Source organism: Catellatospora aurea, assembly GCF_042663325.1.
Lineage (GTDB): Bacteria > Actinomycetota > Actinomycetes > Mycobacteriales > Micromonosporaceae > Catellatospora > Catellatospora aurea.
The window spans coordinates 1-26,226 of the sequence record NZ_JBHTAC010000055.1; the positions used below are offsets into that span (position 1 = coordinate 1).

Annotated in this window: 24 protein-coding genes, 11 tRNA genes and 1 pseudogene; 27 read left to right on the forward strand and 9 right to left on the reverse strand. The window is 70.8% G+C overall.

Annotation, left to right across the window (positions count from 1 at the left end; all coding sequences use genetic code 11):
- The first annotated feature begins 147 nt into the window (after nucleotides 1–147).
- The 4 genes from ACFQO7_RS33220 to ACFQO7_RS33235 all read left to right on the forward strand — a co-directional run bounded on the left by ACFQO7_RS33220 (nucleotide 148) and on the right by ACFQO7_RS33235 (nucleotide 1,079).
- Nucleotides 148–221, forward strand: a tRNA-Ile gene (locus ACFQO7_RS33220).
- A 24-nt stretch (nucleotides 222–245) separates the two neighbouring features.
- Nucleotides 246–374 (forward strand): DLW-39 family protein, encoded by a 129-nt coding sequence (locus ACFQO7_RS33225; protein WP_239167697.1) that lies wholly within the window; start codon nucleotides 246–248, stop codon nucleotides 372–374.
- Nucleotides 375–399: 25 nt separating this feature from the next.
- Nucleotides 400–472, forward strand: a tRNA-Ala gene (locus tag ACFQO7_RS33230).
- Nucleotides 473–584: 112 nt separating this feature from the next.
- A complete protein-coding gene (locus ACFQO7_RS33235) occupies nucleotides 585–1,079 on the forward strand; it encodes an NUDIX domain-containing protein (RefSeq protein WP_376810102.1) in 495 nt (164 codons plus the stop codon).
- Here ACFQO7_RS33235 and ACFQO7_RS33240 read toward each other — a convergent pair.
- Together ACFQO7_RS33240 and ACFQO7_RS33245 are read right to left on the reverse strand one after the other, a co-directional pair.
- A complete protein-coding gene (locus ACFQO7_RS33240) occupies nucleotides 977–1,483 on the reverse strand; it encodes an NUDIX hydrolase (protein WP_376810103.1) in 507 nt (168 codons plus the stop codon). The genes ACFQO7_RS33235 and ACFQO7_RS33240 overlap by 103 nt on opposite strands.
- 262 nt (nucleotides 1,484–1,745) lie before the next feature.
- Nucleotides 1,746–2,342 carry a GNAT family N-acetyltransferase gene (locus ACFQO7_RS33245; protein WP_376810104.1) on the reverse strand — a complete coding sequence of 199 codons (597 nt, stop codon included), beginning with the start codon at nucleotides 2,340–2,342 and terminating at the stop codon, nucleotides 1,746–1,748.
- A gap of 190 nt (nucleotides 2,343–2,532) precedes the next feature.
- On the opposite strand from ACFQO7_RS33245, the gene ACFQO7_RS33250 reads away from it, so the two are divergent.
- Both ACFQO7_RS33250 and ACFQO7_RS33255 read left to right on the forward strand, forming a co-directional pair.
- Entirely contained in the window at nucleotides 2,533–2,991 is a 459-nt protein-coding gene (locus ACFQO7_RS33250) for a DUF4259 domain-containing protein (protein WP_376810105.1), read from the forward strand.
- On the forward strand, nucleotides 2,988–3,230 hold the full coding sequence (locus ACFQO7_RS33255) for a hypothetical protein (RefSeq protein WP_376810106.1): 243 nt from the start codon (nucleotides 2,988–2,990) through the stop codon (nucleotides 3,228–3,230). The genes ACFQO7_RS33250 and ACFQO7_RS33255 overlap by 4 nt, the downstream gene beginning before the upstream one ends.
- A 33-nt stretch (nucleotides 3,231–3,263) precedes the next feature.
- Here ACFQO7_RS33255 and ACFQO7_RS33260 read toward each other — a convergent pair whose 3' ends face one another.
- A complete protein-coding gene (locus ACFQO7_RS33260) occupies nucleotides 3,264–3,719 on the reverse strand; it encodes a hypothetical protein (RefSeq protein ID WP_376810107.1) in 456 nt (151 codons plus the stop codon).
- Nucleotides 3,720–3,903: 184 nt separating this feature from the next.
- Here ACFQO7_RS33260 and ACFQO7_RS33265 point away from each other — a divergent pair.
- Nucleotides 3,904–4,359: pseudogene (locus ACFQO7_RS33265) on the forward strand (SMI1/KNR4 family protein); the annotation flags it as partial.
- Between the two features lie 84 nt (nucleotides 4,360–4,443).
- On the opposite strand, the gene ACFQO7_RS33270 reads toward ACFQO7_RS33265, so the two are convergent.
- Entirely contained in the window at nucleotides 4,444–5,940 is a 1,497-nt protein-coding gene (locus tag ACFQO7_RS33270; RefSeq protein ID WP_376810108.1) for an FAD-binding oxidoreductase, read from the reverse strand.
- A gap of 532 nt (nucleotides 5,941–6,472) precedes the next feature.
- Between ACFQO7_RS33270 and ACFQO7_RS33275 the strand changes: the two genes are divergently transcribed.
- From ACFQO7_RS33275 to ACFQO7_RS33325, 11 genes are all read left to right on the forward strand, one after another.
- Nucleotides 6,473–6,543: transfer RNA gene (locus ACFQO7_RS33275), tRNA-Glu, on the forward strand.
- 17 nt (nucleotides 6,544–6,560) lie between these two features.
- Nucleotides 6,561–6,631: transfer RNA gene (locus tag ACFQO7_RS33280), tRNA-Gly, on the forward strand.
- A gap of 34 nt (nucleotides 6,632–6,665) precedes the next feature.
- Nucleotides 6,666–7,109, forward strand: coding sequence for an HNH endonuclease (locus tag ACFQO7_RS33285; protein WP_360523480.1), 444 nt, complete (start codon nucleotides 6,666–6,668; stop codon nucleotides 7,107–7,109).
- A 66-nt stretch (nucleotides 7,110–7,175) separates the two neighbouring features.
- Nucleotides 7,176–7,246: transfer RNA gene (locus ACFQO7_RS33290), tRNA-Gln, on the forward strand.
- Nucleotides 7,247–7,256: 10 nt separating this feature from the next.
- Nucleotides 7,257–7,329: transfer RNA gene (locus ACFQO7_RS33295), tRNA-Ala, on the forward strand.
- An 11-nt stretch (nucleotides 7,330–7,340) separates the two neighbouring features.
- Nucleotides 7,341–7,414: transfer RNA gene (locus ACFQO7_RS33300), tRNA-Arg, on the forward strand.
- Nucleotides 7,415–7,426: 12 nt separating this feature from the next.
- Nucleotides 7,427–7,503: transfer RNA gene (locus ACFQO7_RS33305), tRNA-Pro, on the forward strand.
- Between the two features lie 10 nt (nucleotides 7,504–7,513).
- A tRNA-Glu gene (locus ACFQO7_RS33310) sits at nucleotides 7,514–7,587 on the forward strand.
- A gap of 17 nt (nucleotides 7,588–7,604) precedes the next feature.
- Nucleotides 7,605–7,687 (forward strand) — tRNA-Tyr (locus tag ACFQO7_RS33315).
- Nucleotides 7,688–7,695: 8 nt separating this feature from the next.
- Nucleotides 7,696–7,769 (forward strand) — tRNA-Cys (locus ACFQO7_RS33320).
- A 50-nt stretch (nucleotides 7,770–7,819) separates the two neighbouring features.
- Nucleotides 7,820–8,755, forward strand: a complete 936-nt coding sequence (locus ACFQO7_RS33325) for a threonine/serine dehydratase (protein WP_376810109.1) — start codon at nucleotides 7,820–7,822, stop codon at nucleotides 8,753–8,755.
- Nucleotides 8,756–8,875: 120 nt separating this feature from the next.
- On the opposite strand, the gene ACFQO7_RS33330 is transcribed toward ACFQO7_RS33325, so the two are convergent.
- Together ACFQO7_RS33330 and ACFQO7_RS33335 are read right to left on the reverse strand one after the other, a co-directional pair.
- A complete protein-coding gene (locus tag ACFQO7_RS33330; RefSeq protein ID WP_376810110.1) occupies nucleotides 8,876–9,733 on the reverse strand; it encodes a PIG-L deacetylase family protein in 858 nt (285 codons plus the stop codon).
- A 117-nt stretch (nucleotides 9,734–9,850) separates the two neighbouring features.
- Complete coding sequence (locus tag ACFQO7_RS33335; protein WP_376810111.1) at nucleotides 9,851–11,137, reverse strand: MFS transporter; 1,287 nt, start codon at nucleotides 11,135–11,137, stop codon at nucleotides 9,851–9,853.
- 178 nt (nucleotides 11,138–11,315) lie between these two features.
- Here ACFQO7_RS33335 and ACFQO7_RS33340 point away from each other — a divergent pair, with 178 nt between their 5' ends.
- The 3 genes from ACFQO7_RS33340 to ACFQO7_RS33350 all read left to right on the forward strand — a co-directional run bounded on the left by ACFQO7_RS33340 (nucleotide 11,316) and on the right by ACFQO7_RS33350 (nucleotide 13,566).
- A complete protein-coding gene (locus ACFQO7_RS33340) occupies nucleotides 11,316–11,840 on the forward strand; it encodes a SigE family RNA polymerase sigma factor (protein ID WP_376810112.1) in 525 nt (174 codons plus the stop codon).
- Nucleotides 11,837–12,976, forward strand: a complete 1,140-nt coding sequence (locus tag ACFQO7_RS33345; RefSeq protein WP_376810113.1) for a TolB family protein — start codon at nucleotides 11,837–11,839, stop codon at nucleotides 12,974–12,976. Before ACFQO7_RS33340 ends, ACFQO7_RS33345 begins: the two co-directional genes overlap by 4 nt.
- Before the next feature lie 104 nt (nucleotides 12,977–13,080).
- Complete coding sequence (locus ACFQO7_RS33350; RefSeq protein ID WP_376810114.1) at nucleotides 13,081–13,566, forward strand: hypothetical protein; 486 nt, start codon at nucleotides 13,081–13,083, stop codon at nucleotides 13,564–13,566.
- 82 nt (nucleotides 13,567–13,648) lie between these two features.
- Here the strand turns inward: ACFQO7_RS33350 and ACFQO7_RS33355 are convergent, their stop codons facing one another.
- Entirely contained in the window at nucleotides 13,649–14,335 is a 687-nt protein-coding gene (locus tag ACFQO7_RS33355; RefSeq protein ID WP_376810115.1) for a DsbA family oxidoreductase, read from the reverse strand.
- A gap of 104 nt (nucleotides 14,336–14,439) precedes the next feature.
- On the opposite strand from ACFQO7_RS33355, the gene ACFQO7_RS33360 reads away from it, so the two are divergent.
- Complete coding sequence (locus ACFQO7_RS33360) at nucleotides 14,440–15,210, forward strand: SGNH/GDSL hydrolase family protein (protein WP_376810116.1); 771 nt, start codon at nucleotides 14,440–14,442, stop codon at nucleotides 15,208–15,210.
- A 23-nt stretch (nucleotides 15,211–15,233) separates the two neighbouring features.
- Here the strand turns inward: ACFQO7_RS33360 and ACFQO7_RS33365 are convergent, their stop codons facing one another.
- Nucleotides 15,234–16,016: a maleylpyruvate isomerase family mycothiol-dependent enzyme gene (locus ACFQO7_RS33365; protein WP_376810117.1), complete on the reverse strand. Its 783-nt coding sequence runs from the start codon at nucleotides 16,014–16,016 to the stop codon at nucleotides 15,234–15,236.
- A gap of 160 nt (nucleotides 16,017–16,176) precedes the next feature.
- Between ACFQO7_RS33365 and ACFQO7_RS33370 the strand changes: the two genes are divergently transcribed.
- The 5 genes from ACFQO7_RS33370 to ACFQO7_RS33390 all read left to right on the forward strand — a co-directional run bounded on the left by ACFQO7_RS33370 (nucleotide 16,177) and on the right by ACFQO7_RS33390 (nucleotide 22,786).
- Entirely contained in the window at nucleotides 16,177–16,698 is a 522-nt protein-coding gene (locus ACFQO7_RS33370) for a SigE family RNA polymerase sigma factor (protein ID WP_376810118.1), read from the forward strand.
- Between the two features lies 1 nt (nucleotide 16,699).
- A complete protein-coding gene (locus ACFQO7_RS33375; RefSeq protein ID WP_376810119.1) occupies nucleotides 16,700–17,470 on the forward strand; it encodes a hypothetical protein in 771 nt (256 codons plus the stop codon).
- A gap of 294 nt (nucleotides 17,471–17,764) precedes the next feature.
- Nucleotides 17,765–20,629, forward strand: coding sequence for a hypothetical protein (locus ACFQO7_RS33380; protein ID WP_376810120.1), 2,865 nt, complete (start codon nucleotides 17,765–17,767; stop codon nucleotides 20,627–20,629).
- 44 nt (nucleotides 20,630–20,673) lie between these two features.
- Nucleotides 20,674–21,276 carry a TetR/AcrR family transcriptional regulator gene (locus ACFQO7_RS33385; protein WP_376810121.1) on the forward strand — a complete coding sequence of 201 codons (603 nt, stop codon included), beginning with the start codon at nucleotides 20,674–20,676 and terminating at the stop codon, nucleotides 21,274–21,276.
- 172 nt (nucleotides 21,277–21,448) lie between these two features.
- Nucleotides 21,449–22,786 (forward strand): acetyl-CoA carboxylase biotin carboxylase subunit, encoded by a 1,338-nt coding sequence (locus ACFQO7_RS33390; protein WP_376810122.1) that lies wholly within the window; start codon nucleotides 21,449–21,451, stop codon nucleotides 22,784–22,786.
- Nucleotides 22,787–22,836: 50 nt separating this feature from the next.
- Here ACFQO7_RS33390 and ACFQO7_RS33395 read toward each other — a convergent pair whose 3' ends face one another.
- Nucleotides 22,837–26,031 (reverse strand): S8 family serine peptidase, encoded by a 3,195-nt coding sequence (locus ACFQO7_RS33395; protein ID WP_376810123.1) that lies wholly within the window; start codon nucleotides 26,029–26,031, stop codon nucleotides 22,837–22,839.
- Nucleotides 26,032–26,226: the final 195 nt, after the last annotated feature.

Sequence of the window (26,226 nt, forward strand, 5' to 3'; positions counted from 1 at the left end):
GCGGTCAGAACCTGCGGTCTCACGCAAGGTTCTGACCGCAGACAGCGATCTTCTGGCTCGGCCGGAGCCCGCACGGGACACGCCACGCGGGGAGGGGATACCGGTTTGGAAGAGCCGAGACAGGTGCGGTAAGGTTCGTTGTCGCACGGGGCTATAGCTCAGTCGGTTAGAGCGCAGAGCTGATAACTCTGAGGTCGCTGGTTCGATTCCAGCTAGCCCCACTCCCGAGCGTTAAGGTGCTCATCATGTGGAAGAAGTTGCTGATCGTCGCCGGAGTCGGCGTGGCGGTCGCACTGGTCGCCAAGAAGCTCAAGGCGGCCAGCGACGAGCGGGAACTGTGGCACGAGGCCACCACCGCACCCGACCTCCGCTGAGTCAGACGGGCCGAGCCCGTCCCTCGGGGCCTTAGCTCAATTGGCAGAGCACCGCCTTTGCAAGGCGGGGGTTAGGAGTTCGATTCTCCTAGGCTCCACTCACTGCCCAAGCTGGTCACCGCCGTCCATCGGCGAGTGGCCAGTTTTGTTTTGTGGGTCCGGAGCATACGCGGACGTTCTCTGTCGGTTGGTGATGCCACACTCCCGCCCATGCATCAGATCGTCATCGCTGCATTGGTTCGCGAAGGCCAAGTCCTGCTCGTCCGCCGAAGCCCGAACCGCCCTGTCTACCCGGACGTGTGGGATCTGCCCGGCGGACACATCGACGCAGGTGAGACAGAGACGGCCGCGCTCGCCAGGGAGATGCACGAGGAACTTGGCGTGCAGATAACAACAGGCTCGGCGGTCCACCTGTGTCGGCTGGAGATAGGCCGCGGAGAGGGATCCGTGCGCTTCAGTGCCTGGATTGTCGACGAGTGGGAGGGGACTCCGACAAACGCCGCTCCCGATGAGCATGACGAGATCCGTTGGTTCCGGCCGGAGGAGTTGCCTCCGCTCATCCACGAACCCGTACGCATGGCGCTGGTGGAGGCGATGCGGGGTCACAAGCCCAGTGCGACCGGGGAGGAGGGTACGCCGGACGTGAGCAGGTCGGTCAGCGGTGTGGCGAGGTCACGGGGCGAGAACAAGTCAGGTCCGGCGTAATTGGTGATCTCGGAGAGTCGCCACCATCGAAAGCCCGCGAGGAGCTCATCAGCGGCAAGTTCGTCGTCGGTGAACTCGCCGTGTGGCTCAAAATGGGCGGTGCGGACGAGGAAGTAGTCGTTGACCATGCCGTCGAAGCCGGGCACATAATCTGTGGCAACGATTACCTGATGCCAGACGTGCGGCGGATCGACGGTGGCGACCAGGCCGGTCTCCTCTCGCAGCTCGCGGCGCAGCGCGGACAGGCCGTCCTCGTCCGGTTCTATGCCGCCGCCTGGAGCAGCCCAGACCGCCTGCGCTCCGTTCGGGACCGCTGGGTGGGGGGAAACAAATCGGCATAGCAGGACGCGATCATCTTCGTCGAGGATGATCGCGCGGGCGGAGTTGCGAAAGGTCAGCGACACGGCGGACTCCTGATCCTGTGCGGGCGGCACCGCATTGATCGACGTGAGCCACAGGGTAATGCGTCACGAGCCGCGACGCCGACCGTGAGTCGCAACGGCTCGGGCCGGCTCAGGCGGACATGTTGATCTGGCGCATGAGCCGGGTGCGGGCCGCCCGGGACGCGATTCTCCTAGGTGCCACCAGCGAAAACCAGGCTGTACGGAAGCTGTGGTAAAGCCGGCGGTGCGGTCGCAGCTTCGACGGCACTGGTTCGAGTTCGGATCAGGGGTGGGCGATGCGGTACACGACGTGGTTGAAGACCGGGCCCTCTGGGTCCGGCTGGTGGTCGAAGTCGAGTTCAGCGGCGTGGCTCATGCCGATGCGCCGCATCACCGCCTGAGACCGGAGATTCGGCGCCACCGTGATCGCAAGGACTTCCGGCAGCCCGAGGTCGGTGAAGGCATGGTCGAGCACCGCCCTCGCGGCCTCGGAGGCGTACCCGTGGCCCCATGCGGAGCGGGCCAGCCGCCAGCCGATCTCGACGCCGGGGAAAGGCATGCTCGGCGCCACCGGGTCGATGCCGACCAGGCCGATCAGCTCCCGCGTGGCGGTCAGTTCGAGGGCCCAGTATCCGAACCCGTTACGGCGCAGCCCGTCCTGGTAGCGCGCGATGGACGCGGCGGACTCGGCCTCGTCCCAGACCGGACCGAGATGCTCCCGGACCTGCTCGTCGGCATTGATGGCCGCCCAGGGAGCCAGGTCCGCGTCGCGCCAGGCAGCCGCTCGGTACTGATCCTCGTCACATGCCCAGGTTAAGCGTCGGCCCTGGACACCGCATATGAGTGCGATGCTCGACTGCCGCTCGGCTCGGCGATCCACTCGGGTGCCAGGCGCAGGAAGGGCAGCGGCCGGAACGGACGGCCCGTACCGTGCCGACTGTGCGCGAGTTTCCGATTCACCTTTCCGGTCTGCCGGGCATGGGCGTTGTTCTCGTGATCGGGTCTGTACTGCCGCGTGTCGAACCCGCGACCAGGGGCGGCTCCGGGCGACCCGTCATGCGTGACCGCTGATGGGAACCTGGGGACCTCATCCGTTCGAGAACGATCACGCTTGGGATCTTTTCGCCGAGCTTGCCGAGCTGAGCGACGGCGAGAAGGCCGGACGCCTCCAAAAGATCTTCGAGGATGTGATCGACAATCCGGCGGACATGGCGTCCTGGCCGGTGGACGCGATGGTGGGTGCCACGCTGATCGCGCTGGCGCTGCCGGGCGGCACCGCCGTGGAGGAGTACCTCACCGAAGACGACGCCGAAGACGACTGGAGACCGGCGATGCTGCCAGAGCCTTCTCCCGAACTGATCTTCTCGGCGGCGCGGGCCCTTCGGATCGTCACGGCACCCGGAGGCTGGTGGAAGTCGAGCTGGTTCGAGGATGAGGACCGGATCGCCGCGCTGGGCCATGTGCAAGTGATCGCGGATGTGCTGCAATCGGGGTTCGGAACGCCGCTGACCGACGGAGGGGCCCTGTGACGGACTTCGGCGACGGCCGCGACGAGCACGGCCAGATCTTCTCGCAGCCGCAGGTCGCTGAGAGGCTGCTGCTCGTCGACACCGTCGAGGCCGGGGACTGGCGTGTCGTACTCCCGCATGCCGTTGCGATCAGGTCAGGCGAGACCTATTGGATCGTCTGGTCGAGCCTGTTCATCCGAAGCCAGAACGGCGAGGTCAGAGTCATCGAAGGCGTGGACAGTCACTGGATCTGCCGCTGACGGCGGTGGCGCGAGCACGCTCGGCTTGCTCGATCAGGTGGAGTAGTCGCCGTCCCACGGCTCGCCGAAGCGGATACCGGCAGGTACGAGTTCCGCGTAGCGAGCTTCGCGATCGGCGACGAGTCCCACCGTGAACCCGGCGACGGTTGTGGAGAAGGGCTGGACGGAGATGACGTCCTTCCGGCGGTCGGGGAGCGTGTCGATCAGCGCAGCCAGTTCGGCATCGGCGGCTTCATAGGCTGCTGCTGCGTCGGCGCCGAGTCGGCCCCGTGGCACGGGGCGCACGCTGGTGGCCAGGTGGACACCAGCAGCGTCGAAGGTATGCAGGATGGCCAGCCAGTAGCCGGGGTTCGTCGGGTCCCTCGGATCTTGATCATCTTGATGGGCGCGCGCGACAAACGCGAGGAACAGACCACCTGCGTGGTGACCGACGGCGCTCAAGTGTTCGCCGCCCTGGTAACCGATCGGAATCAGGCTGGGCATCGGCATGGCCGCGATGCTGCCATACCGGCGGCAGCACCGTGTGCCGCAGACATTCGCTGTCGTCGGCGGCTGGTATGAAATGGCCCATGAACACCGAGCACGCGCACCCTGACGACCTCGCGGCCATTCGTGCCGCCCTCGACGTCGACGACGGCGGGAGTCCGCGCTCGGCTGGGCGGCCGTCCAAGCCTTCGAACAGGAGCATGGCGTGCTGCTGCCGGAGCCGTACCGGACGTTCGTCGCCGAGATCTCCGACGGCTCCTACGCGGGACCTCCCGACTTCGGGCTGGTCGGCCTGGCTGAACTGCCCTCCGACTGGGGCGACGACCGGCCGGCGCGGGACCTGAGCCGCCCCTTCCCGCTCACGTCGGCGTGGCTGTGGGAGGACGACGAGCGGCCCGACGAGGAACTCGGCCCGCTGCTGGAGCCGGTGTTCAACCACGGTTCGGTCGTACTCGGCACGGAAGGCTGCGGCGAGTACTGGCACCTGGTCGTCAGCGGGCCGCATCGAGGGCACATCTGGTCCATCAGCGGCGAGGGTGCGATGCCTTTCGGTGCGGAGTTCGGTTTCACCACGGGTGAGCCCGGATTCGCCGGTTGGGTCAAGCACTGGGCCGCCGGCAAGGAGTGGTTCGACGCCGCGTGACGCGGCCACCGTGCGAGGCGGCGGCAGCAGCCATTTCCCGGTACCGCACCTCACGGCGAGTCGGAGCCGGGCCCGTTGTTTGGGTCAGGCGTACGTGTCGAAGAGGGCGTTGCGGAAGACGGGAAGGGGATCGATCCGGGATTTGGCGGCCATCGCGGCATCCCAGCCCGGGTAGGCGCGGCGCACTTGCTCACGCGTGGCGTGCAGCCGGTACGGCAGGTAGAAGGTCCCGTTCACCTCCAGCGCCGCGTCGACCAGCTCCCGGGTCAGCGCCCGCATCCGGTTGTCGGCCTCCGCGGTGCGTTCCTGCCGGAAGTTCATGACCAGCCCGAACACGTCCTCGCGGGCGTACGCGAGCACGCTGCGGGTGTCCCGCCGCACGTCGCGGACGGTCACGTTCAGCAGTTCCTGTCCCGAGCGCTGGATGATCTCCCTGGCGGCGGTGATGAACTTGGCCAGCGTCGTATGCGGCACGAAGTACTCGTGGAGGATGTCGGACGTCTGCTCGGAGTGGTCGGCGAACACGGCCGCGGGCTGGTTCTGGATGCTGTTGCGGCTGAGCGGCCCGGCCAGCCACGGCGCGGCCTCGCGTTCCAGGGTCCAGCGCAGCATCTTGCCCAGGTTGCTGCCGGCGGAGTTGCGGAACACGGCCCGCTGCAGCGATGCGGCATCCGGTTCGGCCAGCGGCAGCACGGTGCCGACGGTGTCCGGCTCGGGCGTGAACCGGACGATGAGCGCCTCTTCCAGGAAATTGCGCGGATCGACGGACAGCCGCCCGTACGCCATCTCGGCGGTCGAGTCCGGGGCGAGCACGAGCCGGCTGAACTCCTCGACGTAGTCCAGCGCGGGCATGCTGTCGAAGTGCGGGACGTAACGCGCGTTGGGCCACACCTCCAGGTCGGCTTCGAGGATCACCCCGAACATCCCGTAGCCGCCCAGCACCAGCCCGAACAGTTCGGCGTTCTCGCCCGGCCCGCAGTTGACGACCTCACCGGAGGCGGTGAGCAGGCGCAGCCCGCGTACCGTGCTCGCGATGGGCGGGTGCCCGGTGTGCCAGCCGTGGCAGTTGACACTGAGCGAGCCGCCGACGGAGAAGTCGTGGTTCGACTGCATGACCTTGGGCGAGAACCCGGCGGCGTTGAGCACCGGGATCAGGTCGCGCCAGGTGGTGCCCGCGCCGACCCGGACGACCCGGGCCGCGCTGTCCAGGGAGATCCGGTTCATCGGCCGGGTGTCGAGCACCCAGCCGCCGGCCAGCATGCTCTGCCCGCCCATCGAGTGGCGTACCCCCGCGACGGCCAGGGCCGGATCGTCCCCTGCGGCGATGCGGCGCAGCAGCGGGCCGACCACCCGTGCCGTTTCGTCCGGGGCCGGAGCCGCGAACAGGACGCCGCGCACTGCGGTCGGGTTGATCCGGCTGGCGTCGTCGAGCAGGGCGCCCGGCAGCGGCCCCGGCGGGATCACGCCCTGCGCGGCCCAGTCGCTCACGGCGAGGGTGGCGGCGCTGCCCAGGGCCAGTGCCCCGGCCGCGGTGGCACCGTGGGTGAGCACCTGCCGCCGCGTCGGACGCCACCGTGCCATGCGCCACCTCCGGGTATGGGGGACCGGACTCTTTCTACCGCCGGAATCCGTCGCGCACAGGCGGGCGAACGGCCAGGAACCTGTGTCGCCATGCGCCGGAATAGGCCGTGAACTGCGCACACATAAAACGCGGAAAATGAGGTTGCCTCGCCGACGCGGCGGCCAATACGGTATGCCCACACCAAGAACGACACCGCGAGAAAACGGACCGGAGACAGACATGAGCAGCTTCTCGAACGCAGTGCAGCGGCTGACGCCGTGCGTTCAGTGCGCCATGCCCGCCGCCGCCCGACGCGGTGAGGGTTATGGCTGGGAACTCGTTCCCGGACGAGGCGGATGGCGCTGCTGACGCGCCATGACAAGCGGCTGACGCCGCCCGCCTCCGGATTCGGAAGCGGGCGGCGTTTTCGTTGTCCGACACCTGTGAGCAGCTAAGACCGCATGAAGCCCCGGCCCCGGCCGGTGGTGTCGCACCTTGAGAACTCCACAGTGGATGGCGTAAGAGAAAGCGCGTCGCATTTCGCGGCGCAGCGGTCGATTCGGCTATGGGTAGGCCTCCGCGCTCTCGACGTGGGAAAGCGGGTTCGAGTCCCGCATCGACTACGCAATGAAAGAAGCTCGCGGTTGTCGCACAACGGCAGTGCGCTGCCTCGCCATGGCAGAGATCCGGGTTCGACTCCCGGCTACCGCTCCGTATCCATCACAGCATTCCAGGAGGTGACCCGATGAACGCAGTACTCGTCCTCAACGCCGATCTCGGCCCGCTCCACCGGGTCAGCCTGCGTCACGCCCTGCGCATGCTGTGGCGGCAGGTCGCGGTGGTGCACGAGGCTGAGCCCGACCAAGCCATCGGCGTGTGGCCGATTCCCAAGGTGGTGCGCCTGGTCAGCTACGTGGTGACCCGGTGGCGTTACCACGGTGGGCCGACCTGGTCGCGGCGCGGCGTGCTCGCCCGTGACCAGCACCGGTGCGCCTACTGCGGTGGTCCGGCGTACACCATCGACCATGTCATGCCCAGCTCCCGGGGCGGACGCAACACCTGGCTCAACACGGTGGCCGCCTGTGGTGGCTGCAATCAGCGCAAGGGTGACCGCACGCCCGCCGAGGCGCGGATGCCGCTGCGGTTCAACCCGTCGGCACCCTCGTGGACGGTGCTGGCCAGGCGCTGACCCGAGCCGCGGGGACCACGGGGTCCCGCGGCTCCCGGCTGCGGGATGGGGGTCCCGCAGCCTCCTTCGCGAGTCGTCCAACGGCAGGACACCTGATTCTGGATCAGGGAATCGAGGTTCGAATCCTTGCTCGCGAGCGTTGCACACGGGCCTATAGCTCATCTGGTAGAGCGCCGCTCTTGCAAAGCGGAGGCGGCCGGTTCGACTCCGGCTGGGTCCACGGTTCCACCCGCCCTGATGGCGCAACTGGACAGCGCACCGGTCTACGAAGCCGGGGGTTGCAGGTTCGAATCCTGCTCAGGGCACGCAGTGACGAACGGGATGTGGCGCAGCTCGGTAGCGCGCTGCACTGGGGGTGCAGAGGTCGTCGGTTCGAGTCCGGCCATCCCGACCAGCAAGTCCACGGCGCGGTGGACGAACGGAAGAGTCACCCGCCTTTCAAGCGGGAGTGTTGCGGGTTCGAATCCCGTCCGCGCTGCTCGAAGGCAACACCACGCGGATGCGCCGACGATGGAGAGTCGGGCCCGGCTGTAACCCGGGTGCCTTGTGCTCAGGGAGTTCGAATCTCCCCATCCGCACGTTTCTCGGCTTCGTGACGTCCCGGGTGGGGCGCTCCGTCTGCAAAACGGATGATCTCGGGTTCGACTCCCGGCGAGGCCTCTCGCGACGCCATCCGCTGTGGGTTCCTTCCGCTCGGTTATGGTGCCCGAATGATCACGAAAGTCGACGTGGCCGACGCGGCCGCCCGCATCGCCGGGCGCTTCCGGCGTACGCCGCTGGCCTCGATCGAGCCGGGCGGGCTGTTCGGCACGACCTGGCTCAAGTGCGAGTACATGCAGCACACCGGCAGTTTCAAGGCGCGTGGTGCGCTCAACCGGGTGCTCGCGGCACAGCAGGCCGGCGAGCTCGACCCGGTGGCGGGCGTCGTCGCCGCGTCGGGCGGCAACGCGGGGCTGGCGATGGCGTACGCGGCCCGTGCGTGCGGGGTGCCCGCGACGGTCTTCGTGCCGGCGACCGCTCCCGCGTTCAAAGTCGACAAGCTGCGCGGCCTCGGTGCACGGGTGGAGCAGCACGGCACTGAGTACGCGATGGCGTACGAGGCGGCCGTGAAGCATGCCGCGGACGCGGGCGCGGTGTACTGCCACGCGTACGACCAGGTGGAGATGGCCGCCGGGGCCGGGACGATCGGGCTGGAGCTGCTGGCCGACATCCCGGGCGGGTTCGACACCGTGCTCGTCGCGGTGGGCGGCGGCGGCCTGATGGCGGGGATCGCCACCGCTGTGGCGGGCCGGGCCAGGGTGGTCGCCGTCGAACCCGAACGCGCGCCGAGCCTGCACGCCGCGCTCGCGGCGGGGCAACCGGTGGACGTGGCGGTGTCCGGGGTCGCGGCCGACTCGCTGGGCGCCCGCCGGGTCGGCGACATCGCGTACGCGGTCGCGGTCCGCGAGGGTGTGCACAGCGTGCTGGTCGGTGACGACGACATCGTGGCCGCCCGCCGGGCGCTGTGGGCCGACCGGCGCATCGTGCTCGAACACGGGGCCGCCGCCGCGCTCGCCGCCCTGAGCGGCGGCGCCTACCGCCCCGCCCCCGACGAACGCGTCGTCGTCATAGCCTGTGGCGCCAACACCGACCCCACCGACCTCTGACCCCGCCCACCTCGCGCAACTCTCAGAAAGTCGCGGCCTCAAGACCTCCATGAGGCCGCGACTTCTCAAGAGTCGCGGCAGGAGGGCCGGGCCGAGCCGGGCGTCGGGGTGGGGAAGGGGTCAGAAGACCTGGGTGAAGTATTCGCGGCTGAGGATGCGGAAGTAGATCCAGGACGGGAGCTTGTCGTAGCCGGGCTGGACGGCCTGCAGGACGGTGACCTGGCTGACGTGGGCGTCGAGGGCGGCGCGCTTCTCGCTCGCCACGCTGTCGATGGTCATCGCGACCGTCGGCGCGGGCAGGCCCTGCGCGGGGTCGGTCGGGTACATGTCGCGGAAGGTGGGGGACAGGTCCTTGGCCACCGAGATCATCGACTCGGGCAGGGTGGCCTGGTAGAAGTGCTTGACCGGGAAGTCGGGGGCATGCCGCCGGGTGTTCAGCACCGTCTTGACCCACACCCCGACCTGGGCGTGATCCGGGTGGCCGTAGAAGCCGACCCGGTCGTCGAAGCTGATGACGACGCTGGGCCGGTACTCGTCGATCAGGTTCGAGATGGTCTTCTGCGCCTCGGCGGCGTCCGCCGCGGGCAGGCCGCTGTCGCGGAAGTCGAAAAGCTCGACGTTGTCGGCCCCGAGCACCTTGCCGGCGTTGTCCGCCTCGACCGTACGCCGCTGCGCGAGGTCGGACAGGGACGTCTTGGGCACGTTCGCGGCCTCGCCGCGGGTGAGGTACGCGATGGTGATCTCGGCGTCGGCCTCCTCGCTCATCCGGCGCAGCGAGCCCGCCACGGTGATCTCGTCGTCGGGGTGCGCGAAGATCGCCAGCAGCCGCTTGGGGGCGCTTTCCGGGAAAAGGCTGTCGGTCAGCGGCACCGAGGTGTCGTTGACGTACCGGTTGAGGCCGAAGACGGTGACCACCGGCAGGACCAGCAGGCATGCCAGCACCGACAGGAGGATCTTGTTGCGCCGGGTCAAACGCATGTGCTGTTCCGTTCCGAGGGGGTGGGCGGAACCCGCCGCTCCCGGCGCGGCGAGCCGCCACGCCCGGACCAGGCCTGCTCCGGTCGGACCACCTTAATGGGTGTTCAGACTTCCTCGTCAGCGGGCCGGACCGCGATAACGCAGGAACGCGGGCACAGCCAGGGCGAGCGCCGTCATCGCGACGATCACGAGCACGCCGCCGCCGGCCACCGCCGCACTCGCCCCGGCCACCGGCACCGCGACGCCGTGCAGCAGGTCGGCCAGGCGCGGCCCGCCCGCCACCACGACGGTGTGCACGCCCTGCATCCGGCCGCGCATCTCGTCGGTCGCCGCGGCCTGCAGGATCGCCCCGCGGAACACCATGGAGACCATGTCGGCGACGCCGGCGATGCCCAGGAACACCACGGCCAGCCACAGTGAGCTGCTCATCCCGAAGCCCGCGATCGCCGCGCCCCAGGCGCAGACCGCGATGACCAGCATCAGCCCGTGCCGGCGTACGTGCGAGAACGTGCCGGAGAGCAGGCCGCCGAGCAGGGCGCCGATCGGGATCGCGGCGTAGAGCAGACCCAGCGCGAAGTTCTCGTCCACGCCGGGGAACGCGGTGTCGGCCAGCTGCGGGAACAGCGCGCGGGGCATGCCGAAGACCATGGCGATGACGTCCGCGGCCATGGAGACCATGAGCAGCCGGTGGGTCGCCAGGTAGCGGAAGCCGTCCAGGATGTCGGTCAGCCCGGCCCGGCGGGCGACACCCGACAGCGGGGGCAGCGACGGCAGCCGCCAGACGGCGTACAGCGCGGCGCACAGCGCGATGGCGTCGAACAGGTACAGCAGGGGCAGGCCGAGCAGCGGGATCAGCGCGCCGGCCAGCATCGGGCCGACGATCTGGCCGCCCTGCATCACGGTCGAGTTCAGCGCCCCGGCCGCGGGCAGTTCCGCGGCGGGCACCAGCCGGGCGACCGAGGCGGTGCGGGCCGGCATGTTCATGCCGAACAGCGCCTGTTGCACCGCGACCAGCACCAGCAGCAGCGGGATGGACCGTACGTCCAGCGCCGCCTGCAGCCAGAAGACCACGCACAGCAGGGCGATGCCCGAGTTGGTGAACAGCAGCATCCGGCGGCGGTCGACGGTGTCCGCGATCGCGCCGCCCCACAGCGCGAAGACGATCAGCGGGGCGAGCCCCGAGATGCTGGCGATGCCGACCCAGACCGAGGAGCCGGTCATGTCGTAGATCTGCTTGGGCACCGCGACCGCGGTCAGCTGGCTGCCGAGGGCGGTGACGATGGTCGAGGTCCAGAGCCGGCGGTACGGCCGGTGCCGCAGCGGCCGGGTGTCCATGAAGAACCGGCGACGCTGCGCGGGAACGGCCGTGCCTGGTTCGGCCTGCTTCTCGGCTACCTCGCTCACGCGCAGAACCTTAGCCGAGCAAACGATCTGCGGGCCAGGGCTGGTGACCGAGGCAACGGGCCGGCGAAGAATATTCAGGCGGCGGCGGCAACCTTCCGCGCGGAGCACGCATCTTGCAGGTCGTCACTACGGCAGGAACACCTCGCCTGCCGCCACTCCTCAGTCAACGGGGGCAAACGTGGTCGACTCGCCATCAGCGGAGTTCGACAGCTTCGTCCGACACCGCTCGCCGGCGCTGCTGCGCGCCGCCTACCTGCTCACCGGGGACCAGCATCTGGCCGAAGACCTGGTGCAGTCCGCGCTCGCCCGCACCCACCGGTCCTGGCGGCGGCTGCACGGCAGCGGCAACGCCGAGGCGTACACCCGCAAGGTCATGTATCACCTGCAGGTCGCCTGGTGGCGCCGCGGCAAGGTCGCCGAGGTGCTGCCCGGGGAGCTGCCCGAACGCGGTCGCGGCGGGGATCACTCCGGTGCGTCGGCGCTCAAGCTCAGCCTGCGTGCCGCACTGCTGAAGCTGTCCGACAAGCAGCGGGCGGTACTGGTGCTCCGCTTCTTCGAGGACCGGACGGAGGCCGAGGCCGCCGAGGTGCTCGGCGTGTCCGTCGGCACCGTGAAGTCCCAGACCGCCAAGGCGCTCGCGCGGCTGCGTGTGATCGCCCCCGAACTGTCCGACCTGCACGTCGCGAACGGAGCTGCCCGATGAACGCCCCGATGGACAACCTGCGGTCCGGCCTGGCGGACCTCGCCGACGACGTGAACCCGGTGGACCTGCGCGACCGCGCGCTGCGGACCTCGCGCCGGATCGGCGTGCGGCGCACGGCGCTGACCTCGGCGCTGTCGCTGGTCCTGCTCGCCGGCGCCGGTGTCACGGCGGTGGCGATGACCGGTGGCGGCGGGGGAGTCGTCGAACCCGGCGCGTCGACCACGGCGACCGTGGCTCCGGTCTCGCCCTCGCCGGTGCGCGCGACGGTGACCGGCGACTACTACTTCATGGGCCAGACCTCCAACACGAAACTGCAGCTGAGCGTGCTGCGGGAGAGCTACCCCTGCGGCACCCCGGAACCGGGGGCCTGCAAGCCGGTCACCCGGACCGAGCAGCTGCGGACGATCACCCACCCGACCGACGACGCCTGCCCGTGGCAGTCGGTCACCGTGTCGCCCGACGGCCGCCGGGTCGCCTGGGTGGTCGGTGCCGATGGCGTGAGCAGCGGCGGTGACCTGATGATCGCCGACACCCGGGGAGGCACGCCGCAGAAGCGGGGGAGCGGAGTGCTGTGCCTCGGCACCGGGAACGTGGTGTGGTCGCCCGACTCCACCCGGCTGTACGTCGGCAAGCTCGACAACGCGGGCACGGTGGGTGTGGTCGACGCGGGCAGCGGGAAGTTCAGCCCGATGGAACGCGAGGCGTGGAAGGAAGCGCAGTCCCTGGCAACCGGGCCGTTCCGGGGTGTGCTCGGTGACGGCCGGCTGACCGTCACCAAGGCGGACGGCACCGCGCCGCGGTCCGTGCCGTACGAGACCGAGCACGGCCTCAGCGCGGTGGTGCTCGGGGTCTCCCACGACGGCCGGTATGCGGCGGTGAGCACGGAGGCCGGTGACCCGAGCCGGCGGCTGTACGTCGCCGATGTCATCGACCTGACCAGCGGTCAGCCGGTCGCGTTCGGAGTCGGCAAGGTCTCGGCGGTGTGGTTCCAGCCGGACGGTTCGCTGGTCGTGCAGGTGAACGGCGACCCCGACAAGGTGTACCGCCTGGACGCCGACCTTCGGGTCGTCGCCGAGTTCACGGTCGACAAGGCCCAGTTCCGGAACCGGACGCTGTTCCAAGGGGTCATCGGCTGAGGCGGCAGAGCCGGCAGGGCGGTGCGGGACTGCGGTCCGGCACCGCCTTTCTGCATGTTCGGCCGGTGTCTCGGGCGGGTTCGGCCACCGTAGGCTCCGCGGCCATGGGCATCCTGGGACGGATCGAGAACTGGCGGGCGAAGTTCTTCGTGTGGATCGGCCTGCCGGTCATCGCGGCGATCGGCCTGCTGTACGGCACCCAAGATCTGGTGCCGGCCTGGCAGGCGCACTCCGGCAGCGGCACTCCCGGCCTGTTCACCGCGATGCGCGAGGACTGCGGCAAGTACAGTTGCTCCTTCTACGGCGAGTGGGAGACCGCTGACGGCAGCACCCGCGAGGACGTCATCCTGTACGACGAGCCGGACTCGATGCGGGTCGGCAAGACCGTCGACGCGCTCGACACCGGCGCCCGCAAGGGCGTCTTCGCCACCGCGGGCGGCTCCACGTATCTGCTGATCACGGGTTTCACGCTCGCGGGGATCGCGGCGGCGATCGGCTGGGTCTTCGTGGTGGTCCGTGCCCTGCGCCGGCGGCAGGCGAAGGCGCGGGCGAAAGAGGACGACAAGGCGCTCTTCCGCATCGGCAATTGACGATCTTGTTTCACGTGAAACATCGACAAAACGACACGAAAGGGCCCCCAGGATCGGGGGCCCTTTCGTGTCGTGCCGCAGGTCAGATCGTGCAGGAGTCGTCGTCGCACACCGCGCCGCGCGGCGTCGGCAGGACCGTGAGCGGTGCCTTGCTCTCGCGGCGGTGCACCTCGTCCAGCACCTCGCGCAGCGTGGACGGGTCCTGTGCGCCGCTGATGCCGTACTTGCCCGCGAAGACGAACATCGGCACGCCGGTGATGTCGAGTTCGCGGGCCATGGCCAGCTCACCCTGCACCTCGGCGACGCCATCGGTCGAGTCGAGCAGGGTGCGCATCTCCTGCTCGTCGTGGCCGAGTCCGGCCGCGACCGCCGCCAGCACGGCGCGGTCGCCGATGTCGAGGCCGTCGGTGAAGTGGGCCCGGTGCAGTGCCTCGACCATCGGCCGCTGCTCGCCGTGCTGCCCGGCCCACCAGATCAGCCGGTGGGCGTCGAAGGTGTTCGCGTTGATCGCGCGGTCGAAGTTCATGGTCAGACCTTCGCCCTTGCCAACCTCGGTGACCTGGGTGAACATCCGCCGGACGCTCGACTCGCCGCCGTAGCGCCGGCCCAGCCACTCCACCAGCGGCCCGGACTCGGCCGACGGGTCGAGCTGGAAGGCACGCCAGGTCAGAGTCACCGGCTCGGCGAAGCCGTCGAGCGCCTTCAGCAGGCGCTGCTCGCCGATCCAGCACCAGGGGCATACGACGTCGGAGTAGATCTCGATCTGCACGTCCCCATGAAACACGGTGGCGAGGGGTTCTGTTCCCCACGCCGCACGTGGGTGTGCGCAAGGGCACTACCCGTCGGTAGGCCCGGCGGTGGCAAGATGTCGCGGTGAGTTGGAGCAGGTATGTGGCGCTGGGGGACAGCTTCACCGAGGGCATGGACGACCCGTACGCCGACGGGGTGTTCCGGGGCTGGGCCGATCTGGTCGCCGGGCGGCTCGGCCAGGTGACCCCCGGGTTCGGTTATGCCAACCTTGCCATCCGCGGTCGGCTGTTCGACGGCATCGTCGGCGAGCAGCTCGAACCGGCACTGGCGATGAAGCCCGACCTGATCAGCTTCGCGGCCGGCGCGAACGACGTGCTGCGCCGCAAGTGCGACCCGCCGACCCTGATGGCGCGTTTCGACGCGACGGTCGCCCGGCTCCGTGACACCGGCGCGGACGTGCTGCTGTTCCGGTTCGCCGACGTGATGTCGCGGCTGCCCGGCAACAACCTGGTCGCGCCGCGCATCCGGTACCTCAACCAGGCCGTCGGCGAGGTCGCCGACCGCAACGGCGCGCGCCTGGTCGACCTGTGGAACGACCACGAGTACGCCAACCCGGCGCTGTGGAGCATCGACCGGCTGCACCTGTCGGCGGCCGGGCACCGTCGCACCGCCGCCCACGTGCTCGCGGCGCTCGGCGTGCCGACCGACCCGACCTGGTGGGACGTGCCGGCCCGGCCGGCCGTGAAGTCCTGGCCGGCCGCCCGCGCCGACGACCTGGCCTGGGCCGGCCGCTACCTCGCCCCGTGGATCAAGCGCCGCCTCACCGGCCGCTCCTCCGGCGACACCGTCACCGCCAAGCGTCCCGAACTCGGCCCGATCGACCCGACCGCCTGATCCCGCAGCGGGTCAGGGCCTGGTCACGGGGCGATGTTCAGGTGGTCGAGGACGCTCTCGGCCAGGGCGACATCGCCGGTGAGCCAGACCTGCTGCCGGTCCCGAGTGCTGCGTCCCGTGGCGAGCAGGGTGTACGCCTCCCAGCTCAGCGTGGCGTGGGCGGTGGACCGATGGCTGTCGCTGGGCACCACCGAGGCGCGACCGTGCTCGTCGACGTACACGGTGAAGTCCTGCGGCAGCTCGCCCAGGGTGGTGAAGCGTACCGCGGCGCCGGGCGGCGCACCGGCCTTCTTGACCACGATCCGCGGTAGCGCCTGCAGGACCAGGTCCCGGGCGTTCTGCGCGCCGGGCGAGCCGAGGTTGCCGGGCCGGCGCAGGGCTCGGCGCACGTCCTGCTCGTGCACCCACAGGTCGAACGCACGTGCCGACAGCTGCACCGCGAACGGCACGGCCGTGTTCGCCCACACCCACCAGCCGGGCGCGTCCGCCGCCCGCAGCTCGTCGGTGAGCTGACGCTCGCGCACCGGCAGCAGCTCGTGCAGGGCCGCGAGCACCTCGCCGCGGGTCGCGCCGCGCCACTGCTCGACCCCGGCGTCGATCAGCTGTTGCGGCGGGCTGTCCGGGGGCATACCGCCGTCGGCCATCCACTGCTCCAGGCTCACCACGTGGGCGTACACGTCGGCCACGGACCACCCGGGACAGTCGGTCGGGGCGGCCCACTGCCCATCGGTGAGCTGATCACCGATCTTGGCCAGGGCGTGCAGGCTGTGGCGGCAGGCCGCGGCGGCGCGGTCGTGTGCGGACATGGCCGCAGCCTTCCGCGTTCACCCCCTCGATGCAAGCCTCCGCGGGACGGCACGATGTCGGGCACGGATCGGGGTGCAACCGGCATCGGAGATCGCGCGTGTTGGTGCCGTCCACCGGATCCGACCGGTGACATCGGGGAGGAAGGACCGTGTGACCGCCATGGCCACGCAACACGGGGAGGTCTGGGTCGCGGACTCGGCGGCATCCGCCGTGTCCCGCGACTTCGACGAGTTCTACGCCGCGACTTTCACGCCGCTCAGCCTGCAGCTGTACGCCTACCTAGGTGATCTCGGCGAGGCGCAGGACCTGGTACAGGAGGCGCTCTGCCGGGCGTACGCCCGCTGGAGCCGGATCAGCAGGTACGACGAGCCGGTCGCCTGGGCGCGCCGGGTCGCCTGGAATCTGGCGACGAGCAACTTCCGCCGCAAGCGGACGGCGCTGAACTTCCTGCGCCGCCAGCGTGAGGAGCACACCGCGGGACCCGACCCGGACCGGGTCGCGCTCACCCGGGCCCTCGCGAAGATCCCGGCCCAGCAACGGCGGGCGGTCGTCCTGCACTACATGGCGCAGCTGCCGGTCGCGGAGATCGCGGCGCAGGAAGGTGTCGCCGAGGGCACCGTCAAATCCTGGCTCAGCCGCGGCCGCGCCGCCCTGGCCGCCCAGCTCAAGAAGGAGAACTGAGATGACCGACTTCGACGACGACCTGATCACGGACGCCTTCGCGGGCTTCGCCGCCGCCGCGGCACCCTCGGTACGCGCCACCGGCGCGGGCGCGGTACGACACACCGTCAAGCGCCGCCGGGCTCGTACGACAGCGGCGCTGAGCGTGCTCGGGGTGCTGCTGCTGGCCGCACCGGCGCTGGCGTACGCCTCCCTGGACCGGGGCAGCCAGGGCCCGCCCGACCCCATGGCGTCGACGCAGGTCGCGGTGTCGCCGAGCGGTGCGTCGTCCCCCTCCGCGACGCCTTCGCCGTCAGTGGCCCCGTCGACCGCGCACACTCCCGCGAAGCTCGTGCTCGGGCCGCTGGGCTACGGCGATCTCCGGCTCGGGCAGAACCCGGCCGAGGCCCTCGCAACGGGCCTGGTGGACGCGAACGGGAAGATCGACGACGGCAAGACGTGCAACAGCAGTGCGGTCCTCATGGGAACCCCGGCACCTGAGGACGAGTACGACGTGGACGGGATGCTGTTCTTCTCCCAGCGGCTCGGCCTCGCGGCGATCTACGCCATGCCGGGCGTCGAGACACCGGAGGGGCTGCGCCTCGGCATGACCTACGACGAGCTGATCGCGATCTACCCGAGCTGGGAATCGGTCGTGGAACCGGATCGCCCGCTCGGTCGTGGTTACGTGGACGTGCCCGGCAACCCCGCGGCCAGGTACCGGATCGAGATGGACCACACCTCGGTGATCCAGATCAGCCTGCAGCTGCGCAATCAGGACTGCTACGAGTGACCGGGGCCTGCTGAAGGTCGGCGGGCGGCTCCCCCTGGGGAGTCGCCCGGTTCGGCTGTGTCGCGCGCGCGTCGCCGCGTCCGGGTACGGTGTCCGACGTGGAGCACTCGTTCCAGGGCGGTTCACGGGACGCGATCGACCTGCCGGGCCTGCGGCTTGCCGCCGTGCGGGCCGTGCCGTCGTGTCCGCAAGTGGTCGCGGTTCGCCGCCACCCTTTGTCCCCGCCCAGCGCGTCTCTACCTGAGCCGGACCCAGGGAGCCGGGTGTGAGCACCGACGAGGAGAACCCCGCTCCATGACCAACCCCAACCCCGACCGGATCCGCGCGCTCATCGAGCAGTGCTGGGACGCCCCCCGAGGTGCGGGTCAGGTGGCGCTGGCCGAGGAGGCGATCGCCCAGGCGGACGCGCTCGGTGACGAGCAGTTGCGGTTCCACGCCCGGATGGCGGCCACGGAGGCGTACCAGCGCGCCGGCCGGCCGGCCGAGGGGTTCGTGACGTTCTCCTGGTGCCTGGCCCGCTTCGACTCGTATCCGGAGCGGTACGGGGACCAGGAGTACCTGCTGCTCTGGCACTACAAGTACGCGATCAACTCGGCTACCCGGTTCCCGGACGTGCCGCTCGCCCGGACCCACGCGGTGCTCGACGACATGCGGCGCCGCTTCGAGGAGGGCGGGCACAGCCAGCAGGCCGTGCACAAGCACCGCTGGCTGCTGGCGTTCCATCTCGGTGACCGTGCCGCCGCCGACCTGCACTACGAGCAGTGGCTGGCGGCCCCGCGCGACGGCAACTCGGACTGCGTCGGGTGCGACCCGACCGACCAGGTGCGGCACCTGACCGAGCGCGGCCGTGACGCGGAGGCCATCGAGCTCACCGAGCCGGTGCTGGCGGGGCGGCTGACCTGCGCCGAGCAGCCGCAGGAGATCCTCACCGCGCTGCTGCTGCCCTATCTGCGCACCGGCCGGCTCGACGAGGCGCGCAAGGCGCACCATCAGGCATACCGCGCGATCCGGGGGGACCGCGGCAAGCTCGGCACGATCGCCGAGCACGTGTACTTCCTCGCGGTGAGCGGCAACGCCGTACGCGGCCTGGAACTGGTCGAGCGGCACCTGCCGTGGCTGGCCGAGGCGCCCTCCCCGATGGTGGAGCTGGAGTTCGCCGCCGCGGCCGCGCTGGTGCTGCGGCAGCTGGCCGCCGCCGGGCAGGGGGCGCAGCCGGTGCACGGCACGGAGCAGAGCGTCGCGGAACTGGCCGAGCACCTCGCGGCGCGGGCCGGCGTGCTGGCGAAGCGCTTCGACGCCCGCAACGGCACGCTCGCCCAGAGTGCCCGGGTGGCTGCGCTGCTGGCGGCCGAGCCGCTGGTGGAGCGGCTGCCGTTGAGCCTGACCGCGCGGGTGGGCGCGGTGGCGCGGCCCACGCCCGCGGTCGCGGCCCCGCCGGTGATCGTGGCGGACCTGCCGGACGTGCCCGGGGACGCCGGCCTCGACCTGCTGCTCGACCTGATCGAGGAGGCGCTGCGGTGTGACGACGAGCCCCGGTCCGAGGCGCTGTGGCAGCGCATCGAGCCGTTCACCGGCGCGGCCGGGCTGACCGCGCTGCAGCAGGGGCGGCTCGCCGACCTGCGCGGCATGCGGCTGCACGGCGAGACGGCCGAGCAGACCGAGCACGCCTGGACCGAGGCGCTGGAGCGCTACACCGCGGCCGGCGACGAGGTGCGCTGCCAGCGGATCCGGGGGCGGCTGGGGCTGCACCGCAGCCGGCACGGCCAGCCGGAGGAAGGGCTGGCACAGGTCCGGGCCTCCTCGGACTACCTGCTGGCGCACGGCGGGCCGAAGGACCAGGCTGGGGCGCTGCGCCGGCTCGCGGTCGCCCTACTGCACGCCCAGCAGCCGGGGGAGGCGCTGCGCGAGCTGGACCGGATCGCCGCAGTCGGCGAGCCCGACCCGGGCGCGCGGGTGCGGCTGCAGGTCATGCTGCTGCGGGCGCAGGCGCTGGGCGCGGACGGCCGGGTGCAGGAGTCCGTGGACGCGGCCCGGCACCTGATCGTGCAGGCCGTCGCCGAGGACCAGGACGAGATGACCGGGCTGGGCGAGTTCTTCCTCGGCCAGGGCCTGAGCATGCTCGACGACAACGCGGGCGCGGCGGCGGCCTTCGACCGGGCCCTGGCGAGGGCGCTGCCCGAGCCGCTGGAGCGCGAGGTCCGCGAGCGGCGGGCCGTCCTGCTGGCGGGCACGCCGCGGGCCCGGGAGGCGGTCGACGACCTGGCCGCCATGGTGGTCAGGCTCACGGGTGAGCCGCGGGAGGAGGAGCACGGCGACGACGCCGAGCACGCCCGCTTCCACCTGTCCGTGGCGCTGTTCAACACCGGCCGGGTCGAGGAGGCCGCCGAGGTCGCCGAGGAGGCGGTGCACGGCGCGGACCGGGCCGGCAACCAGAACCTCGCCGATCAGGTGCGCCACCTGCTGGCCGCGATCCACCAGCGGCTGGGGGAGACCGACCAGGCGCTGTCCTACCTCGATCAGCTCGCGGCGAACCTGGACGGGTTCGACAACGCCGCGGGGCGGGCGCGGGTCCTGGAACAGGCCGGTGAGCTGCTGTTCGACCTCGATCGCGACGCGCTCGCGGCGACCCGGCTCGGTTCGGCCGCCGCCGCGTACCGGTTGGCGCGGCTGCCGCTGGACGAGATGCGCGCCCGGCGCCGGCAGGCCGTGGCGGCGATGTACGCCGACGACTCGGACCGGGCCCGCCAGGCGGTGGAGCTGGCCGACGCCGCGGCGGCGGAGCTGCCACCGGGGCTGGCCAAGGAGCCGGAGGCGCAGTACGAGCTGGCCTGGCTCGCCTTGGACGGGGCGCGGGCCGTGGCCGGCGCGGGTGACCCGGAGGCGGCGCTGACCCGGGTGCGCGGCGCGGCCGAGCGGTTCCGCGGGCTGGAGGCGTTCGGGGAGGCGTTCCTCGCCGACCTGACCATGGGCGAGGTGCTGCTGACGCTGGGCCGGGCGGAGGAGGCCGAGCGGCTGCTGCGGGAGGTGCTCAACGGCCTGCCTCGCGACTCGGCGACGCTGCCGCGGGCGGCGTACGCCCTCGCGCACGCGCTGATGCAGTGCGGCCGGGGTGAGGAGGCTCGCGAACTGGCGGGCGAATATGGGTTCGAACTGGACTAAACGGACGTTAAGCTGCGGCTTGACCGGCGAGTAGCATGTCTCGGGTGACGGCAGTGGAGCAGCAGGTAGACACCCCCCCAGCGAAGCCGGCGCGCAGGTCGCGACGTGAGGAGATCCTCGAGATCGCCGTCGGCCTGTTCGCCGCGCGCGGCTATCACGGCGTGTCCATGGACGACATCGGCACCGCGGCCGGCGTCACCGGGCCCGCCCTCTACCACCACTTCGCCGGCAAGGAGGCGATGCTCGTCGCCGCGCTGATGCCGGTGAGCGAGGGCCTGCTGGCGGGTGGCCGGGGACAGGTCTCCGCGCACCCCGACGACCCGCGCGCCGCGGTCGAGGCCCTGGTCGACTTCCACGTCGAGTTCGCGCTGGCCAATCCCGCCGTGATCGCCCTGCACCTGCACGAGTTGGACCGCCTGCCCGAGGAGCCCCGCCGGGAGATCCGCCGCCTGCAGCGCCAGTACGTCGAGGAGTGGGTCCAGGTGCTCACCTCGGTGCGCAGCGACGTCACCGGCGGCGAGGCCCGCGTCCTCGCCCACGCCGCCTTCGGCCTGATGAACTCCACCCCGTTCCTCGGCGGCGAGGTCGAGCGCCAGCGCCGTGCCACCCTCCTACGCGCCGCCGCCCTGGCCGCCCTGCTGGGCTGACCCGCCCCGTCCTGTTTCGCAGTTTCCGGGAAACTGCGCCTTCGGCGTGCCCGGAAGCCGCAGTTTCCCCGAAACTGCTGGTCCGTGCGGTTCGGTGGCCCCGGTGGGTGCGCCGAACTTAACGTGCGTTTAGGCTCGGGTGTGGTTGGCTGAGTGTAGGAGGGACGCGGGCATGATCGAGTCGTTGCTGGTCGCGAACCGGGGGGAGATCGCCCGGCGCATCATCCGCACCGCCAGGGGCCTGGGGATCCGGACCATCGCGGTGTACTCCGAGGCCGACGCCGAGCTGCCGTTCGTGCGCGAGGCCGCCGAGGCGGTGTGCGTCGGACCGGCCAACCCGGCCGAGTCGTACCGCAACGCCGAGGCGATCCTCGCCGCCGCGAAGCAGACCGGCGCGCAGGCGATCCACCCCGGCTACGGCTTCCTCTCCGAGAACGCCGACTTCGCCCGTACCGTCGCCGCCAGTGGTCTGATCTGGGTCGGGCCCGGCGCCGAGGCGATCACCGCGATGGGCGACAAGATCAACGCTCGTAACCTGATGGCCGCCGCGGGCGTGCCCGTCGCTCCCGGCACCGCCGACCCGGCCGCGACGGTCGAGGCCGCGCTGGCCGCCGCCGAGGAGATCGGCTACCCGGTCATGGTCAAGGCCGCGGCCGGCGGCGGCGGCATGGGCATGGCCGTCGCGAACGACGCCGCCCAGCTGACCGCGCAGTACGAACAGGTGCGCGGCTTCGCCGAGCGCATGTTCGGCGACGGCTCCGTGCTGCTGGAGCGCTACTTCCCCCGGGTGCGCCACGTCGAGGTGCAGATCCTCGGCCTGGCCGACGGCACCGTGCTCGCCCTGGGCGAGCGTGAGTGCTCGGTGCAGCGGCGCAACCAGAAGCTGGTCGAGGAGTCGCCGTCCCCGGCGCTCACCCCCGCGCAGCGCGAGAAGCTGCTGGCCGCCGCGGTCCGCGCGGGCGAGGCCGTCGGCTACCGCAACGCCGGCACCGTCGAGTGCCTGTTCGACCCGGGCACCGGCGACTTCTTCTTCCTGGAGATGAACACCCGGCTGCAGGTCGAGCACCCGGTGACCGAGCTGGTCTTCGGCATCGACCTGGTCGAGGCGCAGCTGCGCGTCGCCGCGGGCCTGCCGGTGCAGTTCGAGCCGTCCACGCTGGCGTCCCAGGGCCACGCCATCGAGCTGCGGATCAACGCCGAGGACCCGAAGCGCTTCATGCCCGGACCCGGTGCGATCAAGACCTGGGTCGAGCCGCACGGCGAGGGCGTGCGGGTGGACTCCGGCTACGCGGAGGGCAACGTCGTCACCCCGAGTTACGACTCGCTGATGGCCAAGGTCATCGTGTACGGGGCCGACCGTGCCGAGGCCATCGCGCGGGCCAAGGCGGCGGTCGACGCGTTCGAGCTGATCGGCCCGAAGAACAACCTGCCGTTCTTCGCCGAGCTGATGGACAACGCCGAGTTCGTCTCGGGCGACTACGACACCGGCCTGGTCTCGCGGATGCGCTGAGCAGACATGAAGGGGGGCCCGGCGACGCCGGGCCCCCCTTTGTCACATGATCAGCGGATCTCGTACGCCCGGATCACGGTCTGGTCGAAGGTGTTGCCCTTCGAGTCCGCACCCGTTGCCTGCAGCGACACGAAGCCGCCCGCCTTCGGGTGCGCCACCATGACCACCCATTCGCCGCCGAGGCACAGCACCGGCACCTTGACCCAGGTCTTGCCGTCGTCGTACGACGCCTTCACCGACAGCTTGACCACGCGGCCGGAGCCCTCGGTCTGGGTGAAGGTCGCCGGGTAGACACCCAGGCCGCCGGCCTTGCCGACGTTGTTCGCGTCCAGCTTCGGCGCGAAGGCGACCGCGGTCAGCGGCAGCGATGCCCGCTTGTCCGCGTGGCCCGAGCGGAACGTCCAGCTCACCGACATCTTCGTGGTGAGCCGGGAGTCACGCTCCAGGCTGCCGTCGAAGCGGAACGAGGCCTTGGCCGCGTCCACCTCCTCGGCGTAGACGTACGGGCCGTCCGTCGCCTCGGCGATCAGCTCGCCGTTGCGGTAGAGCGCGCCCCGGCCCGCGGTGATCGTTCCGAAGCCGGGCCGGCCCTGACCGTCGCCGAGCAGGGCGGGACCGACATACATGACGTCGCCGTCGCGCTCGGCCGGCACGATGCCCGGCCAGAAGTCCGCCACACTCGGCCCGAACACACCCTTGTTCCACTGCTCGTGGTAGGTCCGGCCGGCCTTGTAGGCCACGTTGGCGGTGTTGTCGGAGACGGTCTCCGGCCACTCCCCGCCCTCGGCCGCCTTCTCCACCATGAACTCGACCTGCCACGGCACGTTACCCGCGTAGTAGTCGGTGCGGTTGAACGGCAGCGGCGTCTGCCAGCCCGTGGCCCAGCCGCCCCCGCCGTCCGGCGGCGCGAGGAAGTTGAGCTTCACGCCGTAGGTGTCCTTGTCGAGCAGGCCGTGGCCGGCCTTGACGGTGGCGAGGTCACTGGGCTTCAGGTGCTTGACCAGGCCGTTCCAGATGCCGTCGGCCTTGTGCCAGCCGAGGTTGTAGACGAACGGCGACGCCGCCGGGCTGCCCTCCTCGTCGAGCTGGGCCAGGGTGCCGGTGACCGCCGAGCTGAGACCGGGCACCTTCTTCGGGCCGAGCTGCTTGGCGTGGACGCCGGCGTAGCTCTCGCCCATCACGCTGACCCCGATGCTGGCGTCCCCGTAGTTCATGTTGACGTCGAAGGACGCCATGAGCACGTCGGCCTTCGGGTCGGGCACGGTGATGTCGAAGCTGGAGCCGTTGCGCGCGTCCATGTGCAGCGACTGGTCGCCGGCGACGGTGTACAGCGGGTACATCACCTGGGTGACGCTGTCCTCCTCGTAGACCCAGCTGAACGCGAAGTACTTGCCCGGCGGCAGGCGCAGGTCGGCGCTGCTCCCCTCCACGATGTAGTCACGGAAGGTCTGGAAGTCGAACAGCACCGTGAACGCGTCCGCGGCCGGGTCGCCGTCCCGCTCGGTCGCGGTGATGTGGACCTTGTGCTTGAGCTCCTCCCGGACGATGCCGAACGGGGTCTGCACGGAGACGCCGTCGGCGGTCGCGGTGATCCGGCCGCCGATGCCGCCGGTCAGGTCGCCGCCCTGGCGGGTGTCGGCCGAGATGGTCACGGAGGCGTCGCCGCCCGCCGGAACCGTCACGGTGTCGGCGCTGAGCGAGAAGATCCCCGCAGGCGCGCCGGTGAGGGCGAGCTGCAGGGTCACCGCGGCGCTGCCGCCGTTGTGGTAGGTGACGGTGCTGGTGCGCTTGTCGTCGTCCTCGTGCGGCCACTCCTGCAGGCCGAACGTGACCGCCGCCGGGCTGGTGGTGACCTGCTGGGTGATCGCCCGAGCGACGTCGACCCGGCCCGCGCCCTGCGCGAACACGCCGATGTCCGCGGACGGCTTGGCCGAGGCCATCAGCACCGACTTGCGCTGCTCAGCGGTCCACTCGGGGTGCACCTGGGTCAGCAGCGCGGCCGCGCCCGCGACGTGCGGGGTGGCCATGGAGGTGCCGTCCAGCGGCATGTACAGCTGCCCCGGCTCGCCGAGGAAGCCGTCCTTGCTGCGCGCGGCCACGATGTCCTGGCCGGGCGCGGCGATCTCCGGCTTGACCGCCCAGCCGTCGGCGCTGGGGCCCCGGCTGGAGAACACGGCCAGCTCGTCGGTCTTGGTGAACGCCCCGACGGCCAGCGCCGCCTCGGCGGTCGCCGGCGAGCCGACGGTCTCGTCCGCGCCGGCGTTGCCCGCCGCGATCACGAACAGCGTGCCGTACTGCGCGGTCAGGTCGTTGACGGCCTGCTCCAGCGGGTCGATCTCGGGGGTGTTGGTGCCGCCGAGGCTCATGTTGGCCACGTCGGCCCCGGACTCGGCAGCCCACTGCATGCCGGCCAGGATCCAGGACTCGGCACAGCCGTACTCGACGCAGACCTTGCCGTCGAGCAGCGAAGCGCCGGGAGCGACGCCCTTGTACTTGCCGCCGGAGCCGGCCCCGCTGCCCGCGATGGTCGAGGCGACGTGCGTGCCGTGACCGACCCGGTCGAGGTCGTCCTCCTCACCCTCGGTGAAGTTCTGCCGGGCACTGATCTTGCCGGCCAGGTCGGGGTGGGTGATGTCGACGCCGGTGTCCAGCACGGCGACCTTCACGCCCGTGCCGTCGAACCCGGCGGACCAGGCCGCGGGCGCGCCGATCAGCGGGACGCTCTGGTCCAGCGCCGGCTTGCGTACGGCGTCGAGCCAGATCTTGCCGGTGGTCGCCTTGCGGGTCGCCTGCCACTGCGTGGCCAGGTTCTCCTCGGCCACCTCGGCGGCGAAGCCCTTCACCGCGGGCAGCCTGCGCTCGGCGGTCAGGCCCGGCGCGGCGCTCGCGCCGGAGACGATCAGCGGCAGCGAGGCCTTGCGCGCGGCCTTGACCGCGAGCAGCTCCGTGACGTCGAACAGCCGCTTGTCCAGGCGGTTCGCCGCGAGCAGCGGCACCGCGTCGGACGGGATGACGTACTGGTGGTCCTTGATCCGGTAGCTCTGGTAGGTGACCCCGTCGCGCGGTGTCAGGCTGATCCGCCCGTTGCCGTGCACGGAGATCCGGTCACCCGTGATCAGTGCCACGGTCTGCGTCTTCGCGTTGTCCGGTGCGGGTCTGGCGGCCAGTGGTGCGCCGGCCTGTCCTGCGCCCGCGGTGCCGGGCGCTGCCATCAGCAGCGCGGCGACGATCCCCCCGGCCAGCATTGCCCTCGTACCTCTGCTGGATCGCATGTTCCTCCCCGTCCGATCGATCAGTCCGCCTTGGACTGTCGTTGGTAGAGACGCGCCGATAGGCCGATACGTTGGGCAGCGACATGAGTGAATACCTCAAATCCTTGTGAAGGTATGGCGAACAGCGAGGTCAGGGGAGGGGTGGGCAGGCGAGGTTAACGAGGGTTA

Coding starts and splice junctions, on each gene's coding strand:
- ACFQO7_RS33250 (WP_376810105.1), top strand. CDS start 2,533: ATGGGAACCTGGGGACCTCATCCGTTCGAGAACGATCACGCTTGGGAT.
- ACFQO7_RS33270 (WP_376810108.1), bottom strand. CDS start 5,940: ATGGCACGGTGGCGTCCGACGCGGCGGCAGGTGCTCACCCACGGTGCC.
- ACFQO7_RS33370 (WP_376810118.1), top strand. CDS start 16,177: ATGGCCACGCAACACGGGGAGGTCTGGGTCGCGGACTCGGCGGCATCC.
- ACFQO7_RS33330 (WP_376810110.1), bottom strand. CDS start 9,733: ATGCGTTTGACCCGGCGCAACAAGATCCTCCTGTCGGTGCTGGCATGC.
- ACFQO7_RS33325 (WP_376810109.1), top strand. CDS start 7,820: ATGATCACGAAAGTCGACGTGGCCGACGCGGCCGCCCGCATCGCCGGG.
- ACFQO7_RS33285 (WP_360523480.1), top strand. CDS start 6,666: ATGAACGCAGTACTCGTCCTCAACGCCGATCTCGGCCCGCTCCACCGG.
- ACFQO7_RS33225 (WP_239167697.1), top strand. CDS start 246: ATGTGGAAGAAGTTGCTGATCGTCGCCGGAGTCGGCGTGGCGGTCGCA.
- ACFQO7_RS33395 (WP_376810123.1), bottom strand. CDS start 26,031: ATGCTGGCCGGGGGGATCGTCGCCGCGCTGCTGATGGCAGCGCCCGGC.
- ACFQO7_RS33345 (WP_376810113.1), top strand. CDS start 11,837: ATGAACGCCCCGATGGACAACCTGCGGTCCGGCCTGGCGGACCTCGCC.
- ACFQO7_RS33350 (WP_376810114.1), top strand. CDS start 13,081: ATGGGCATCCTGGGACGGATCGAGAACTGGCGGGCGAAGTTCTTCGTG.
- ACFQO7_RS33260 (WP_376810107.1), bottom strand. CDS start 3,719: ATGCCGATGCCCAGCCTGATTCCGATCGGTTACCAGGGCGGCGAACAC.
- ACFQO7_RS33390 (WP_376810122.1), top strand. CDS start 21,449: ATGATCGAGTCGTTGCTGGTCGCGAACCGGGGGGAGATCGCCCGGCGC.
- ACFQO7_RS33235 (WP_376810102.1), top strand. CDS start 585: ATGCATCAGATCGTCATCGCTGCATTGGTTCGCGAAGGCCAAGTCCTG.
- ACFQO7_RS33365 (WP_376810117.1), bottom strand. CDS start 16,016: ATGTCCGCACACGACCGCGCCGCCGCGGCCTGCCGCCACAGCCTGCAC.
- ACFQO7_RS33375 (WP_376810119.1), top strand. CDS start 16,700: ATGACCGACTTCGACGACGACCTGATCACGGACGCCTTCGCGGGCTTC.
- ACFQO7_RS33380 (WP_376810120.1), top strand. CDS start 17,765: ATGACCAACCCCAACCCCGACCGGATCCGCGCGCTCATCGAGCAGTGC.